At 38.9% G+C, this 14,049-nt stretch carries 15 protein-coding genes; 2 read left to right on the top strand and 13 right to left on the bottom strand.

The annotated features are described in order from the left end of the window. Positions 1 to 204: 204 nt before the first annotated feature. The 4 genes from BR73_RS0106295 to BR73_RS0106280 all read right to left on the bottom strand — a co-directional run bounded on the left by BR73_RS0106295 (position 205) and on the right by BR73_RS0106280 (position 2,924). Positions 205 to 1,089 carry a LysR family transcriptional regulator gene (locus tag BR73_RS0106295; RefSeq protein ID WP_033164838.1) on the bottom strand — a complete coding sequence of 295 codons (885 nt, stop codon included), beginning with the start codon at positions 1,087 to 1,089 and terminating at the stop codon, positions 205 to 207. 40 nt (positions 1,090 to 1,129) lie between these two features. Continuing rightward, positions 1,130 to 1,471 carry an ArsC/Spx/MgsR family protein gene (locus BR73_RS0106290; RefSeq protein WP_197032621.1) on the bottom strand — a complete coding sequence of 114 codons (342 nt, stop codon included), beginning with the start codon at positions 1,469 to 1,471 and terminating at the stop codon, positions 1,130 to 1,132. Between the two features lie 214 nt (positions 1,472 to 1,685). Then, positions 1,686 to 1,964: a GNAT family N-acetyltransferase gene (locus tag BR73_RS0106285; RefSeq protein ID WP_033164836.1), complete on the bottom strand. Its 279-nt coding sequence runs from the start codon at positions 1,962 to 1,964 to the stop codon at positions 1,686 to 1,688. A 255-nt stretch (positions 1,965 to 2,219) separates the two neighbouring features. Further along, complete coding sequence (locus tag BR73_RS0106280) at positions 2,220 to 2,924, bottom strand: amino acid racemase (protein WP_033164835.1); 705 nt, start codon at positions 2,922 to 2,924, stop codon at positions 2,220 to 2,222. Between the two features lie 65 nt (positions 2,925 to 2,989). Here BR73_RS0106280 and BR73_RS0106275 point away from each other — a divergent pair, with 65 nt between their 5' ends. Continuing rightward, on the top strand, positions 2,990 to 3,442 hold the full coding sequence (locus BR73_RS0106275; protein ID WP_033164834.1) for a methyltransferase domain-containing protein: 453 nt from the start codon (positions 2,990 to 2,992) through the stop codon (positions 3,440 to 3,442). A gap of 345 nt (positions 3,443 to 3,787) precedes the next feature. On the opposite strand, the gene purB is transcribed toward BR73_RS0106275, so the two are convergent. The 3 genes from purB to purC all read right to left on the bottom strand — a co-directional run bounded on the left by purB (position 3,788) and on the right by purC (position 7,842). Continuing rightward, complete coding sequence (gene purB, locus BR73_RS0106270) at positions 3,788 to 5,221, bottom strand: adenylosuccinate lyase (protein WP_033164833.1); 1,434 nt, start codon at positions 5,219 to 5,221, stop codon at positions 3,788 to 3,790. A gap of 297 nt (positions 5,222 to 5,518) precedes the next feature. Beyond that, complete coding sequence (gene purF / locus BR73_RS0106265) at positions 5,519 to 6,961, bottom strand: amidophosphoribosyltransferase (protein WP_033164832.1); 1,443 nt, start codon at positions 6,959 to 6,961, stop codon at positions 5,519 to 5,521. A gap of 173 nt (positions 6,962 to 7,134) precedes the next feature. Then, positions 7,135 to 7,842 carry a phosphoribosylaminoimidazolesuccinocarboxamide synthase gene (gene purC / locus BR73_RS0106260; protein ID WP_033164831.1) on the bottom strand — a complete coding sequence of 236 codons (708 nt, stop codon included), beginning with the start codon at positions 7,840 to 7,842 and terminating at the stop codon, positions 7,135 to 7,137. Between the two features lie 545 nt (positions 7,843 to 8,387). On the opposite strand from purC, the gene BR73_RS27175 reads away from it, so the two are divergent. Then, positions 8,388 to 8,834 (top strand): helix-turn-helix transcriptional regulator, encoded by a 447-nt coding sequence (locus BR73_RS27175; protein ID WP_051685011.1) that lies wholly within the window; start codon positions 8,388 to 8,390, stop codon positions 8,832 to 8,834. 75 nt (positions 8,835 to 8,909) lie between these two features. Here the strand turns inward: BR73_RS27175 and BR73_RS0106250 are convergent, their stop codons facing one another. From BR73_RS0106250 to BR73_RS28670, 6 genes are all read right to left on the bottom strand, one after another. Beyond that, a complete protein-coding gene (locus BR73_RS0106250; protein WP_033164830.1) occupies positions 8,910 to 11,303 on the bottom strand; it encodes an amylo-alpha-1,6-glucosidase in 2,394 nt (797 codons plus the stop codon). A gap of 393 nt (positions 11,304 to 11,696) precedes the next feature. Beyond that, positions 11,697 to 11,825 carry a hypothetical protein gene (locus BR73_RS29595; protein WP_278248525.1) on the bottom strand — a complete coding sequence of 43 codons (129 nt, stop codon included), beginning with the start codon at positions 11,823 to 11,825 and terminating at the stop codon, positions 11,697 to 11,699. A 42-nt stretch (positions 11,826 to 11,867) separates the two neighbouring features. Then, a complete protein-coding gene (locus BR73_RS0106245; RefSeq protein WP_033164829.1) occupies positions 11,868 to 12,098 on the bottom strand; it encodes a hypothetical protein in 231 nt (76 codons plus the stop codon). Positions 12,099 to 12,108: 10 nt separating this feature from the next. Continuing rightward, on the bottom strand, positions 12,109 to 12,450 hold the full coding sequence (locus BR73_RS0106240) for a DUF6054 family protein (RefSeq protein WP_033164828.1): 342 nt from the start codon (positions 12,448 to 12,450) through the stop codon (positions 12,109 to 12,111). Positions 12,451 to 12,602: 152 nt separating this feature from the next. Then, positions 12,603 to 13,856 (bottom strand): serine hydrolase, encoded by a 1,254-nt coding sequence (locus BR73_RS27170; protein ID WP_051685010.1) that lies wholly within the window; start codon positions 13,854 to 13,856, stop codon positions 12,603 to 12,605. 12 nt (positions 13,857 to 13,868) lie between these two features. Continuing rightward, the gene (locus BR73_RS28670) at positions 13,869 to 14,033 is read right to left on the bottom strand and encodes a hypothetical protein (protein WP_156034626.1); all 165 of its coding nucleotides are present in this window, start codon (positions 14,031 to 14,033) and stop codon (positions 13,869 to 13,871) included. Positions 14,034 to 14,049 lie beyond the last annotated feature (16 nt).

Here is a 14,049-nt window from a genome sequence, read left to right as displayed (position 1 = left end):
CATCAGCCTGCCCAATACTCTTAGCTGACTTAATCCTTCCTATTTGCTATGTATATAATAAAACTATCTCTTTTTAACTCTCCAGATATGAAAATATATATTATTTCCAGTTTTTATACCTTGAGATGATAAATTAATTCACTTGTTAAAATAAAGTCTTTCACTCATTAAAGTATTCATTCCAGTGGACTATGAATCTAAGAATTAGCCTTCCATCATATCAAGGAGTTTACCGGCTGCTATAGACACCGGGTTCTTAGAACTGGTAACGATACAATAATGTCTTGGTGGCAGCTGTCTTTTCAGGGCAAGCTCGAAGAGCTCACCATTTTTGATATACTCTTTTGCAAAGTCATTGACAACAGAGCCTATACCAAGGTTCCTTAAAGAAAACTGCACGATCATATCACTGGTTGCAAGTTCAAATTCCGGTTTTAATACTACACCGTTATTTTTTAGTATCTGGTCCACATATGTCCTTGTACTGGTGAGTCCCTCCAGGCAGATAATAGGCAGTTCTTCCAAATCCCTGTATTCCAGCTCTTTGCCGGACAGGTGCGAAAATCTGCTGCCTGCTACAAATATGTCTCGTATTTCTTTGACCTGTTTGGTCTTCACCGAAGCTTTCGCCGTAAAGGGCTCGCTTACAATGCCGAAATCAATCTTACCATTATATAAATATTCCAGGGTCTCAGGGGTCGGTGCATTGGTTACACTTACCTTAATGCCGGGATATTTGTCATGAAACTCTTCCAGATAGGGCAGCAGATAGTATTTCAGCGTCATATCACTGGCACCTATTCTGATTTCACCATTTTCCAGGTCAAGCCTCCTTCTTAAAAGCTCCTCACCCTTTAAAATACTCTCATACCCTGCAGCTATGTAGGAATAGAGCATTTCACCTTCCGGTGTGAGCCTTACTCCTTTTTGTGTCCGCAAAAAAAAGCTTCCGTCAAGCTCTCTTTCCAGCAGCTTGACAGCCTGACTGACAGCAGGCTGGGAGATACTCAGTTTCTCAGCTGCTGCCGTAAAGCTTCCTGTCTTTGCCACGTAATAAAATATTTTATAGTATTCCAGACTTATATCCATATGTGCCTTTCGTATCCCGAGGATTACTTAATATCTTAGCCTATACCCAGTCTTTCCAGATATCAGGCTGATATCCCACTGTTGCCTGTCTGCCGTTTCTTACGATAGGGGTCTGAAACATCCCTTGATGCTCCAGGAGCTTTTCTTCTTTATCTACTTCATCTGACAGGTACTTTACATAATTCTCTTCATATTCCCTGGAATGCTCATCCATCAGTCTGCTCATACTGCCCACAGCCGTTTTCACACTTTTATATTCGCCAAGGCTCATACCGTGCTTCCTTAAGTCTATCATCTGATACTTAATTCTTCTTTCCTTGAAATACCTTTCTGCTTTTTTCGTATCAAAACATTTGGATTTCCCGAAAATTTGTATGTTCATCCCATCCTCTTTCCTTAACACAGACAGATTAACATATAAGTTCAATTTTTTCCTGCCAAGCATAAAACAGGATATATTTTTATACTTTGGCAGGTAATAAAAAGCCTCATTAACTTATATATTCTCAAATCTATCCAAACAAAACCAATATAAGTTACTATAGCATTTATGTGTTCATGCGCTTAATTTATATGCTATAATCTCGGCATTTAAATTAAACCTTCTTAACTAAATCCGCATACTCTGTATTCTTTTCAAACCATTTTACTGCATAGGAACAGGTCAGCACCGCCTTTTTATTTTCGGCACGAAGCTTTTGTGTCAGCTCTTCCATTAATTTTCCGGCAATACCCTGTCCTCTCAGGGAATCATCTACAAAGGTATGATTGACATTTACTGTTCCTGCATAGATCTCGGGGAAAGTAACTTCCGCAATTGTCTTACCTTCTCCGTCTTCCAGATAGATACGGTTTGGTTCCTGTTTAAATTCCATACTCCTGCTCCTCGCTTTCCTGTTTTTAACTACCGTAGTAATAACATTACATACATCTCTATTGTAAGGGGTTACTCAGGTAATTGCAAGGCTATTTTACAGCAGCCTGCCAGTTGTTTTTTCGTTCTAGCGGTGTATTTTACAGCCCTCCGGTTATTTCAGTTTAAGACAGGGAATTACTTCCATGTTTTTCAGAGGTTATGTATTACTGCCTGTTTATATACTGTTTATATGTTCCAAAATAGTCCGTATTGCTTAATTCTTTTTTGCTGATTCCATATATTTTTTTACCACAGCTGAAGCCAGACATTTAGAGGAATCAATAAAATGTACCGGTGCCGTTAACAAATCCACAACAACATTTAAATCCGTACAGGCAATTATGATATAATCAATGAATTCTTGATTCACCTGTTTTATCAGGTTTTCCCATAGACGTTTGTTTTGGTCATCATTTTTATTTGTTTTAATACACTGAATCAGATTATTTATTGTGGACTGCCATTCCTGTTTAAAGATAAATTTGTGACCGGCCTTTTGTATACCTTTTTGGTAAATATCTGACTCAAAAGTAGAGCTTGTTGAAAATAAGGTTACTCTTTGGGAAACGACAGGCAGGTTTTTAAGGGTTTCTTCAACGATATTCAATAAGGGCACCTGAACAGAAGCTTTCAGCTCACTATAATAAATATGTGCAGTATTGCAGGGTACTGCAATAAAATTTACACCGGTGGATTCAAGTTCTTGCAATCCTTTTGTTATGGTTTTCTTCATGAGATCATGGTTTATGGGACGGTCAATAAAAAATGGAGTAGGTAAAGAATATATCATCATTTTGGGGAATTCTTCATCATATTTAGCTCCGTACTGTAACTGGCATTCATTTACTACCAAATCGATGAAGGGTGCAGTTGATCTTGGTCCCATACCGGCTAAAATCCCAATGGTACAATCATTCATAGGTGGACTCCTTCTATTTTTTATTCTGATTTTACCACATTTGATATTTATACGTAATAAATAAAATGAAAGAAATCGGTTCTGCAGAATTTGATAATCTTATAAAGGGATTTAGATCTCTGAACATTGATATCGGTACAGGTGAAGGTGAATTTGTATATAGAAAAGCCAGGCAGAATAGAGACGCTATGTTCATAGGCGTCGATTCGGCTGCAGCCGCCATGCGGCCCTACTCCGTAAAATCAGCAAAGAAACCCGAAAAAGGCGGGCTTAGCAATGTGATGTATGTCGTTGCCAAGGCAGAAGCTTTACCGGATACTTTATATGGTAAAGCAGACCAAATATCTATTAATCTTCCATGGGGAAGTCTTCGGGATGGAATTATTAAAGGAGAACCTGAAGTCTTAAATAGTATATACAAAATTGCCAAAACAGATGCAGCTTTAGATATATGTATCAGCTATTGTGATTTTTATGAAAAGCAGGTAATAAAAGAGAGAGCGCGCTTCCAGCCTTAAGCATTGCCTATTTCAGCCAGAAATTAAAATATGTATATGAAAATTATGGAATAAGTATTAACAAAGTCTCAGTTTTAACCAATGAAGATTTGATAAAAATGAATACAAAATGGGCTAAAAAACTGGGATATGGAAGGAAAAGGGAAGTATTTTATTTAAGCTGTAAAATAAAAAAATAAACAAAAACCTAATGAAAGTCACGTTTATTTCTAAAAATTTATGTTAGTTTTTATGTAAAGCAACAGGCTGGGCGTATACCCAGCCTGAAATTTTTGTTTTCTTGATAATGTGTCTTTCAGCCTTTTCTATATCTATCAGACATATTCTCGATATCCAGACGTTCAATCAAACCTTAATGTCCGCTGTCATTCCAAGAGTCTCTTTATTCTCTTCTAAAAGCGGATTAATTACCTCATCAATAAATTCCTCCACCTGCTCCTTGGAACGTCCTACATACTTCTTAGGATCCATGGTCTGCTTCAGTTCTTCCAGGGTCAGGTTAAAGGAAGGATCTGCAGCAATTAATTCCAACAGATTGTTATCGAGTCCCTTTTCCTTTACATTACGCCCAGCCTCCATGGAAAGGGTACGAATCTTTTCATGAAGTTCCTGTCTGTCACCGCCTGCTTTTACAGCATCCATCATAATGTTTTCTGTGGCCATAAAAGGAAGCTCCGCCATAATGTGCTTTTCAATAACCTTTGGATAAACCACCAGGCCGTCTACTACGTTTAAATAAAGATCAAGAATTCCGTCCACTGCCAGAAAGCCTTCCGGTACGCTGATACGTTTATTCGCTGAATCATCAAGGGTCCTCTCAAACCATTGGGTAGAGGAGGTTATGGCAGGGTTTAAGGCATCACAGATAACATAATTAGCCAGAGATGCAATACGTTCGCTTCTCATTGGATTTCTCTTATAGGCCATAGCAGAGGAACCAATCTGATTCTTCTCAAAGGGCTCTTCAATTTCCTTTAAATGCTGCAACAACCTGATATCATTTGAGAATTTATGTGCACTGGCTGCAATTCCTGCAAGTACATTTAATACTCTGGTATCTACTTTTCTGGAATAAGTCTGACCGGATACGGGGTAACAATCCACATAGCCCATTTTCTCCGCAATCTTTTTATCCAGTGCTTTTACTTTTTCATGGTCTCCTTCAAACAATTCCAAAAAGCTTGCCTGGGTACCGGTGGTACCTTTTGAGCCAAGTAGTCTCATGGAATCAATCAGATATTCCACATCATCAAAATCCAGTTTTAATTCCATGAGCCACAGTGCCGCTCTCTTTCCTACTGTAGTAGGCTGTGCCGGCTGAAAATGTGTAAAAGCAAGGGTCGGTAGATCTCTGTATTCCATGGCAAAGCTCTTAAGCTTATCCATGACATTAAGAAGTTTTGTGCGAATTAACTTTAAAGCCTCCGTCATAACGATAATATCTGTATTATCACCAACATAACAGGAGGTTGCACCAAGATGGATAATCCCCTTGGCTTTCTGGCATTGTACACCATAAGCATAAACATGGGACATAACATCATGGCGTACCAGGGCTTCTCTTTCCTTTGCTACCTCATAGTTAATGTCATCCTGATATTTCTTCAATTCCTCAATCTGTTCTCTTGTCACAGGAAGCCCAAGTTCATTTTCTGCCTCAGCAAGTGCTATCCATAGCTTTCTCCAGGTTCTGAATTTCATATCGGGGGAAAAGATATATTGCATTTGTTTGCTGGCATATCTCTCTGACATGGGGCTTATATATTTATCATTACTCATTGCTTCCTCCTGTATTGACGGCGCTTTTCTCAAGCCGTTACTGTGCTAACCATATGCATCATTGCCTATTCTATGACCTGACCGCAGATGTGGGGACTGCCAGTCTTTTAATTCAATTCAGGCACTCCCCTTTTATTCTCTCTATCCAATTATCCTTAAAATTATGAGATTTTGCAAGTTCTTTTTAGAAATTCATAAAACAACCACTGAAGATTATTATCTTATAAGCCCTGGCACTACTTTACTCATCCCATATAAAATTTGTTCCCACTATTTACGAGAAGCTGTATCCGTCACTTATCTGTCATACTCACCACGTATATCTTCTGTAGGCGGCTCTATGGGATAATTTCCTGTAAAGCAGGCATCACAATACCCCTTGTCACCTTCTATAAGCTCGCTGAGCCTGTCCACACCCAGATATCCAAGAGAATCTGCACCAATCATATCACATATATTTTCAACTGTATTGTTATGGGCAATCAGCTGGTCATCGGAGGGTACATCCACTCCAAAATAACAGGGGTAGAGAAAAGGTGGTGAACTGATTCTTACATGGACCTCACTGGCTCCTGCATTCTTAAGCATTCTTACAATACGTTCACTGGTGGTGCCTCTTACAATAGAATCATCTATCATAATAACACGCTTTCCCTTAACTACATCTTTTATTACATTTAGCTTAACCCTTACACTGGATTCTCTCATGGACTGCTTGGGCTTAATAAAGGTTCTTCCCACATAGCTGTTCTTTACAAAGGCAGTTGCCAGCTGTATTCCCGACTCCAGGGAATAACCGTAAGCGGCAGCATTACCGGAATCCGGCACTCCTACAACAATATCTGCTTCCACAGGGTGGGTCTGTGCCAGTATCCTTCCCGCCATAATTCTGGAATTATATACGCTGATATTGTCAATATAGCTGTCCGGTCTTGCAAAATAAATATACTCAAAAATACATTTTGCTTTCGTCGGCTGTGCCAGTGACATATCCGAATGAATTCCGTCTTTGTTGATCATAACAACTTCACCGGGTTCCACGTCTCTAACAAAATCTGCACCAATTGTGTCAAGAGCCGTACTTTCTGATGCCAGAATGTAGGAATTTCCTCTTTTGCCGATACAAAGGGGGTGGAAGCCAAAAGGATCTCTTGCACCGATTAACTTTCTTGGGCTCATGATAACCAGGGAATATGCTCCCTTTAATTTTACCATGGCGTTCTTTACAGCCTCTTCTACGCTGCGGGTCTGTAATCTCTCCCTTGCTATGAGATAGGCTATAACTTCTGAATCTATGGTGGTCTGAAAGATTGCTCCTGTATAGGACAGCTTATCTTTTAATTCCATGGCATTGACCAGGTTACCATTATGTGCAAGTGCCAGTGTTCCTTTGACATAATTTAAAACCAGGGGCTGGGTATTCTCTCTGTTGCTGGCTCCTGCGGTTGAATAACGTACATGGCCAACGCCGATATTTCCCTGCAAGCCCTCCAGGCTTTCCGGTGTGAACACCTCATTTACCAGTCCCAAACCCTTATAAGACTTTACACTGCCCTTGGGACCATTGGTATCGCTTACTGCAATTCCGCAGCTTTCCTGTCCTCTGTGCTGTAAAGCAAATAGTCCGTAATAAATGGTTGAAGCAATATCATTGCCGTCGAAGTCATAGATTCCAAAAACTCCGCATTCTTCATGTAACTCATCTGAATCCCAGGTGTCAAATTGCGCGCTCTTATCCATTTAAAATCCTTTCTGATACAAACTAATACAGGTATTTTGTTCTTATAGCAATATCAGTTTATACATCCTTATTCCATACCAAAGGTTTACTGACCTTAATTAAGAATGGGCTGCTGCAAAATCCGGTACAGTACATACCATTCCTTCTATTTGCAACAACCCAGACTGTAGCTTTAAGCGAGACCGATTCTCTGTAATACTTCCTTATAAGCATCTTCTACATTACCCATATCTCTTCTGAAACGGTCTTTATCTAATTTTTCGCGGGTCTTGATATCCCATAGTCTGCAGGTGTCCGGTGAAATCTCATCTGCCAGGATAACTTCTCCCTTATGTCTTCCGAATTCTATCTTAAAATCTATTAATTCAATGCCACACTCCGCAAAATATCTGCTCAGTACTTCATTTACCTTAAAAGTCATTTCAGTTATCTTATCAATTTCTTCTCTTGTAGCAAGACCTAAGGCAATGGCATAATAATCATTGATCATAGGATCTCCCAGGTCATCATTCTTATAGCTGAATTCCAAAGTGGGAGCAAGTAATTTAATGCCCTCTTCCATTCCTAACTTCTTGGCAAAGCTTCCGGCGGATACATTTCGAATAATAACCTCTAAGGGTACTATTTCAACTTTCTTAACAGCAGTTTCCCTGTCACTTAATTCTTCAATAAAGTGTGTGGTTACGCCTTCTTTTTCCAGTAATTTAAACAGATGATTGGACATTCGGTTGTTAATAACACCTTTTCCGATTATGGTTCCTTTCTTTAAGCCATTAAATGCAGTTGCATCGTCTTTATAATCAACAATATAAACATCTTCCTGTGCTGTTTTAAAAACTTTTTTAGCCTTACCTTCATAAAGCATCTCTAACTTTTCCATATTCGGCTCCTATCTGTGTTCTCATCACATCATGTTATTAACACCCAAAGCTTGTCTTACTCTTCTTATTATATCCTACAAAACTAGAAGCGCAATAGAAAAATCGTAATTTCCAGCTCTAAGCCCTTAGTTTCTGCTAATTAAATTTATAAGCCTTACTAATATTTTTCCATTTTTTCAGGTTTTTACTTATTAATTTAAGGGTTATATGAAAAAAACCAAAAAACCTGTAAGCTGATGATTTCAGACCTCACAGATTCTTTGGTATCAATGTAGCAATTCGTCATAGTGCACAACACTAATATCCAGTATGGAGAGTTTTGAGGGGCTTCGCACTTCCAATACATTTGGATTTTAGCCTGGGCATGTTTATGACCAAAGCTTCTGAACTCAAAGTACTCCTACTATAATTTAACTTTTTAGGCTCGGTCATGTTTACATTTTATGACTTTAAGTCATATTTGTCAATCCAATTATTTATTTTGGTTATATTAACACCAAACAGTTATAAATTATTATATAATATCAAATCAGGAGGTGCTGTTTTGTTTGATGCAAGATTAAAAGAACTGAGAGAACACAGAGGATTAACCCAGAAGGATCTGGCGCAAAGATTAAATCTGACCCAAAGCACCATTGCATACTATGAAAACGGCAAAAAGCTCCCAACTGTAGAAACCTTACTGTCATTGGCTAAGTTTTTCAATGTCTCCACCGATTTTCTTTTAGGCATAAGCAATTCTCAAACCCAAAATGAAAATACGATGCAATGCAATGCCAATGCAGTCCCTAATTATCAGACCCTACCGTTGACAACTGAGCACAAGAAACTCATACGTTATTATGACAGGCTTAATCAGGAAAATAAAGAATTCATGATAGGAAAAATGATAGAAATATACAGGAATCAGCTACCGGATGATGAAATCGCACGGGAACTTGAACGTTACCGACTTGAACTGCTTAGCAAAAAAAGCTTGAATCATCTGTAACCACTGTAAAGATATTTCCTTCAATTAAATATAGGCACGGACTATCTAAAGGACAGCCCGCGCCTATATTTTTTATTACATTATCAAAATCACTTCATTCTTTTCCTTCATCTGGTTCTCAGGAATATAATTATCGGAAAGCTTTACTCCATTTAGATATATTTCCTTGTAACCGCCTTCTGCACCGTTTGGATTCTCTACTTTGATATTTAAGAGCTTTCCTCTGAAGGATTTATTAATGGTTATCTCTTTCCAGTCAGAAGGAATGGCCGGTGCAACTCTTAGACCGTACATATCCGGTCTCATACCAAGAATACCTTCCACACAGCCAACCATGACTGTGGAGGCGGTTCCGGTGAGCCAGTGCACATGTGAACGTCCTTCAAAGGGACTTTCCGTTGCTTCGGTAAACTGTCCGTGAACATAAGGCTCCAATACACGGATTTCTGCCTGATCATTTAAGGAAGCCGGGGAGCTTTCTTTAAAGTATTCAAAGGCTCTGTTTCCGTGTCCCATCAAGCTTTCGGCAAGTATAATCCATCCCTGTGGCTGAGAGAAGATACCGCCGTTTTCTTTTGTGGAGGGATTAAAAAGAATGGCAAGGGCTCCTGGGAAGGCATGATCCTTAAAGGATGGTGCCATTATTCTTACACCATAAGGAGTATTTAATTCTCTGTGTACGGATTCCAGTGCTGCTTCTGCCTGTTCCTTGCTTGCAAGTCCGCTGATTACTGACCAGGACTGGGGATTCAGCCACATGCTTGCTTCTTTATCTTTCTTTGAGCCGATCACCTGACCGTCTTCTTTAATACCGCGAATATATCTGTCGTCTTCCCAGCAAAGCTTCTGAATTATCTCGCCCAGCTCTGCCTGTACCTTATTGATGTATTCAATATAATCACTGTCTTTCTGATCTTCTGCAAAATCCTTGATAATACTCATAGCATAATAAAGCTGGAGGGCAACAAAGGTTGATTCACCTTTCTTACCAAGTCTTAAGCAATCATTCCAGTCTGCGTGAAGACCGGCAGGCATATTATGATCTCCCATTCTTTCCATAGAGAAAAGGATTGCGCGTTTTAAATGTCCGTATACGGTATCCTCATCTTTGTTGGCATAAGGAACAACCTCTTTCAGGAACTGGGTATCTCCGGTCTCTCCGATGTATTTTAAGATAGTAGGGAATAACCATAGGGCATCATCTGCACGATAAGCAGGATGACCTGTAGCCTGTACATAGGAATAATCATCGGGAGTATCCTCATGTCCGGCATTATGGTCATATTTAACCAGAGGCAGACCACCGCCGTTATCTACCTGAGCAGAGAGCATAAAGCGGATTCTTTCCTTCGCCATAGCAGGATCCAGATGGATAATTCCCTGGATATCCTGTACGGTATCACGGTATCCATAGCCGTTTCTCTGTCCGCAGTAGACGAAAGAAGCTGCTCTGGACCAGATGAAGGTAATAAAGCACTGATAAGCGTTCCAGGTATTGATCATACTGTCAAATTCCTTGCTGGGGGTGCTTACCTGGAAATTATTCAACTTGCTGTGCCAGTAATCCTTTAATTCCTTAAGCTCTTTTTCGGTTACACTTATATCTTCATAAGCCTTTAAGATCTTATCGGATTCTTTGTCATTGTATCTGCCAAGAATATATACGATTTCTTTTGTCTCACCGGGGTTTAAGGTAAAGGCTGAATGAAGGGCTCCGCAGCCGTTTGAGTTGTAGTTTAACACATTGTCGCAGCGTCCTCTTTCTACTGCCACAGGATTGCCGTAGGTATGGTAATTACCTATAAATGCCCCTTTATCTCCATTATAAGAGGTAACCTCAGCACCTACACAGCCAAAGAAACGCTCTTTGTCATTGCTGCCTTCGGCATTTTTCAGTTCATTCTCATTTATTGTCTGGAATATTTTATTGTTTTTAAAATATGTTCTGGTTATAAATAAAGTATACTGCAGATTAATCTGATCCTGCTCATAATTGCTGTCATTGGTAAACTCCGCGTAGCTGAAGGCTGACAGCTTTCTTACCACATCAGAATCATTCTTAACTTTCAGCCTCCAAACTTCATAGGTCTTATTCAGAGGAACATAATAAAGAGCTTCACTGGTTATGCCTGCATATTCCGCAGTCATCCTGGTATAAGCCGTACCATGGCGGCATTCGTTCTTATATACCTCTAAGTCCTTACCTACGGGCTGCCAGGAAGCAGACCAGTAGTCACCGGATTCATCGTCCCTGATATAAAGATACCTTCCCGGTGTATCATCGCTGTTAAAATGATATCTGAGAATTCTTCCATTTGCTCCACTCTTTACAAAACTATAACCACCCGCATTATTGGATATTATAGCCCCATATTCCGGAGAGCCAAGATAATTCGCCCAAGGTGCAGGCGTATTGGGTTTTGTGATTACATATTCTTTCTGTTCTTCATCGAAATAACCGTAATTCATTTTAACACTCCTTTTCATTTTACGAAATATTTCGCAAGTTGCTCTTGCGATACAATAATATCTTGTCTATACGCTATTCTTATTTTACTATATATTTCGTAAAACAGCAATGTAAAAGCGAAGGATATTTTGTATATTTTACATAGAAATGTGTTTTTTTCCGGAAGTATGACTGTTGTTATATTCTACGGCAATCTCCTTATTATGCTACAGTTCTAAATTTTACGAAAGTTTCTTAATACATTTTACATTGGTTTGAATTTCATTACAATTATTCTAATAGATTAATCTATTAGATTATTCTTTTAGATTATTCTTTTAGATTATTCATTTAGAGAATAAATAAAAGGAGAGTTTCCCCTCCTTTCATAGTTCATGAATGTACTAATGCACTTATTGTCTGGTCCACTTCTTAAGCTTATCCCATTTGTCCTTTATACCTATTCCGATTTCAACATCTAAAATGAGTAGCAGAACTGCATATATCATAATAGCAACGCCACTTTTTAGTAAATACTTCATACCCCGTCTCCTCTCATGATATTATCATATTGCTATATGAAATCAAATCTTTCGATACATCCCATAACCATTATGATATAATACCCTCATATTTACTTCCCTCAGAGAGACTTTTCCTGTACTTCTTGTAGAATCAATTATAATAGCTGTATCTTTCTCATCTCTGCTAAATCCAACAAATAACATTACATGATTTCCAAGCTTTGCAAGAATATCTCCTTTTCTTATATCCTCTGGTGTTTCGATTCTATTAGCAATATTGGGAATGTCCATTACTTATTTATCATTTTCGTATATAGTTTTGCACTGACTCTATGCATAATTCAAGAAATGTTTCTTCACCAATGGTATTCATCTTAAAGAATACTGCCTGGCTGCCTCCAGAGGTAATCGCACTGATAAATAAATCATCACCAGCTCCTGCAATCGTTACATTCATGCTTACACGATTACCACCAGCCATACTGTATCTTTCATAGACCCGGACAGCTATCCTTGACCCTGGTAAAACAAAATCACTGCCATCCTCATAACTAACCGAAGAACTGCCATTGGTAATATCTCTATGTACCCAGTTTAATAATTCCTGGAAGTCTCCTTTTAATTTTCGTTCATATTTTGCCATAATTCACCATGTCCTTATATAAAATTATATTAGCCCTTATACTTTATTTTTATAATTATTTTTTAGAATTCCCAACTTAAGCTGCCCTGCCCGGTGTATTAATTAATAAGAAAGTGCATAATTTTCATATTCCCCGGCTATAGTAAAATATTTTATACTCTAATATAACTAAGTGACAATTCTATCTGTGCTTTCACTTGTAACGTCAAGCTTCTTCTCTCCTCACTGAATGTAAAGCAGAGCTTTGTATTGACAGGAGTCTCATAATGCCACACGTTGGCTTCAAAATCTTCGTTGTTCCACTCACCATAACACACAGCCCTGTAAAAATATTCAGAAAACCAGAAGGGTTTTGCGGTTTCTACCCATTGTTTTTCAACAAAACGAACTACATATAAGGGCTGTTGATTACCCTCCATATAGAGTGCAAGTAGACACTCTCCATTTTCAAAATCAAAACTAAGTTTGTTAAGCTTAAACTCATCCGGAACTTTCGTGTCTGGAGAAAGCTTGTAAACTGCTCGAAAGGTTGGATACGCTTCGGCATTTTCGTTTACTTTTAGATGTGTTTGTCCGGCTGCAAACTCAACCAGCTTGTCATAATCGTTACTTTGGGGCATAGCTTCGTCTCCGCCCAGCCAAGGAAGAAGGTCACTCCAAATAAGCTTCATGAATTTATCCATGTCAAGGTTGCTGGTTACGGCAATCACACAGTTCTGCTCAGGCATCACTATACAGTATTGCCCATACATGCCGTCTCCACGATATACACCAGCAGGAACACATCTCCAGAACTGGTAGCCATATCCCTGCGCCCAATCGCTGTCAGCATCATCACCATTATTGATTTGTTTGGAGGTCGCTTCTTTCACCCAAGCCTCCGGTACGAGCTGCCTGCCATTAAATTCTCCCTTTTGAAGCAGCATTTGCCCAAAAACAGCGATATCCTCTGTTTTGATATTTAATCCAAAGCCACCATAACTGACTCCTAGCTTGTCTTCTTCCCAGAAAGGATCGATACCCAGAGGTTCGAACAACCTCGGCATAAGGTAATCTACAAGCTTTTGTCCGGTTAACCTGGTAATTATTGCTGAGCACATATATGTAGCAAGTGTATTATAGAAAAAAGTACTTCCTGGCTCATTTTTAACATGGGATCTTAAAAATTCAAGTATGTTGTTAGAATCCTCTTCCTCATCCCATACCCAGTTTTCATAAGTCATTCCAGTTCCCATTGTGAGAAGGTTTTTAACGGTAATTCTCTTGATTTTTTCATCAACCTTTTCACCTAGCTCTTTCATTTCGTCGGCAAAGATATCAGCTACCAGTGTATCTGTTGTTAGCAAACCTTCTTCAACAGCCAGACCAATTGCAATAGATGTAAAGCTCTTGCTCAGGGAAAACAACTGATGTCTGTATTAGGCTGCATAGGGTTTCCACCAGCAATCGGCGATATTTTTACCGTTCTTTAGCAGCATAAACGAATGGACTTCAAGTTTTTGTTCATTTACCTTGTTTAAAAAGTTTAGAATCGCTGAAGAAGGGATTCCTTGTGATTCAGGTGTTGCTTTTTCAATTCTCATATAATAACACTCCTTT

The organism is Clostridium sp. KNHs205, assembly GCF_000702945.1.
Taxonomy (GTDB): Bacteria; Bacillota; Clostridia; order Lachnospirales; family Lachnospiraceae; genus Anaerocolumna.
This window is presented reverse-complemented; position numbering and strand designations above follow the sequence as displayed.

Coding starts and splice junctions, on each gene's coding strand:
- BR73_RS0106275 (WP_033164834.1), top strand. CDS start 2,990: ATGAAAGAAATCGGTTCTGCAGAATTTGATAATCTTATAAAGGGATTT.
- BR73_RS0106245 (WP_033164829.1), bottom strand. CDS start 12,098: ATGGACATTCCCAATATTGCTAATAGAATCGAAACACCAGAGGATATA.
- BR73_RS28670 (WP_156034626.1), bottom strand. CDS start 14,033: ATGAGAATTGAAAAAGCAACACCTGAATCACAAGGAATCCCTTCTTCA.
- BR73_RS0106295 (WP_033164838.1), bottom strand. CDS start 1,089: ATGGATATAAGTCTGGAATACTATAAAATATTTTATTACGTGGCAAAG.
- BR73_RS29595 (WP_278248525.1), bottom strand. CDS start 11,825: ATGAAGTATTTACTAAAAAGTGGCGTTGCTATTATGATATATGCAGTT.
- BR73_RS0106285 (WP_033164836.1), bottom strand. CDS start 1,964: ATGGAATTTAAACAGGAACCAAACCGTATCTATCTGGAAGACGGAGAA.
- purF (WP_033164832.1), bottom strand. CDS start 6,961: ATGGATAAGAGCGCGCAATTTGACACCTGGGATTCAGATGAGTTACAT.
- BR73_RS0106280 (WP_033164835.1), bottom strand. CDS start 2,924: ATGAATGATTGTACCATTGGGATTTTAGCCGGTATGGGACCAAGATCA.
- BR73_RS0106250 (WP_033164830.1), bottom strand. CDS start 11,303: ATGAATTACGGTTATTTCGATGAAGAACAGAAAGAATATGTAATCACA.
- BR73_RS0106290 (WP_197032621.1), bottom strand. CDS start 1,471: ATGAACATACAAATTTTCGGGAAATCCAAATGTTTTGATACGAAAAAA.
- purC (WP_033164831.1), bottom strand. CDS start 7,842: ATGGAAAAGTTAGAGATGCTTTATGAAGGTAAGGCTAAAAAAGTTTTT.
- purB (WP_033164833.1), bottom strand. CDS start 5,221: ATGAGTAATGATAAATATATAAGCCCCATGTCAGAGAGATATGCCAGC.
- BR73_RS0106240 (WP_033164828.1), bottom strand. CDS start 12,450: ATGGCAAAATATGAACGAAAATTAAAAGGAGACTTCCAGGAATTATTA.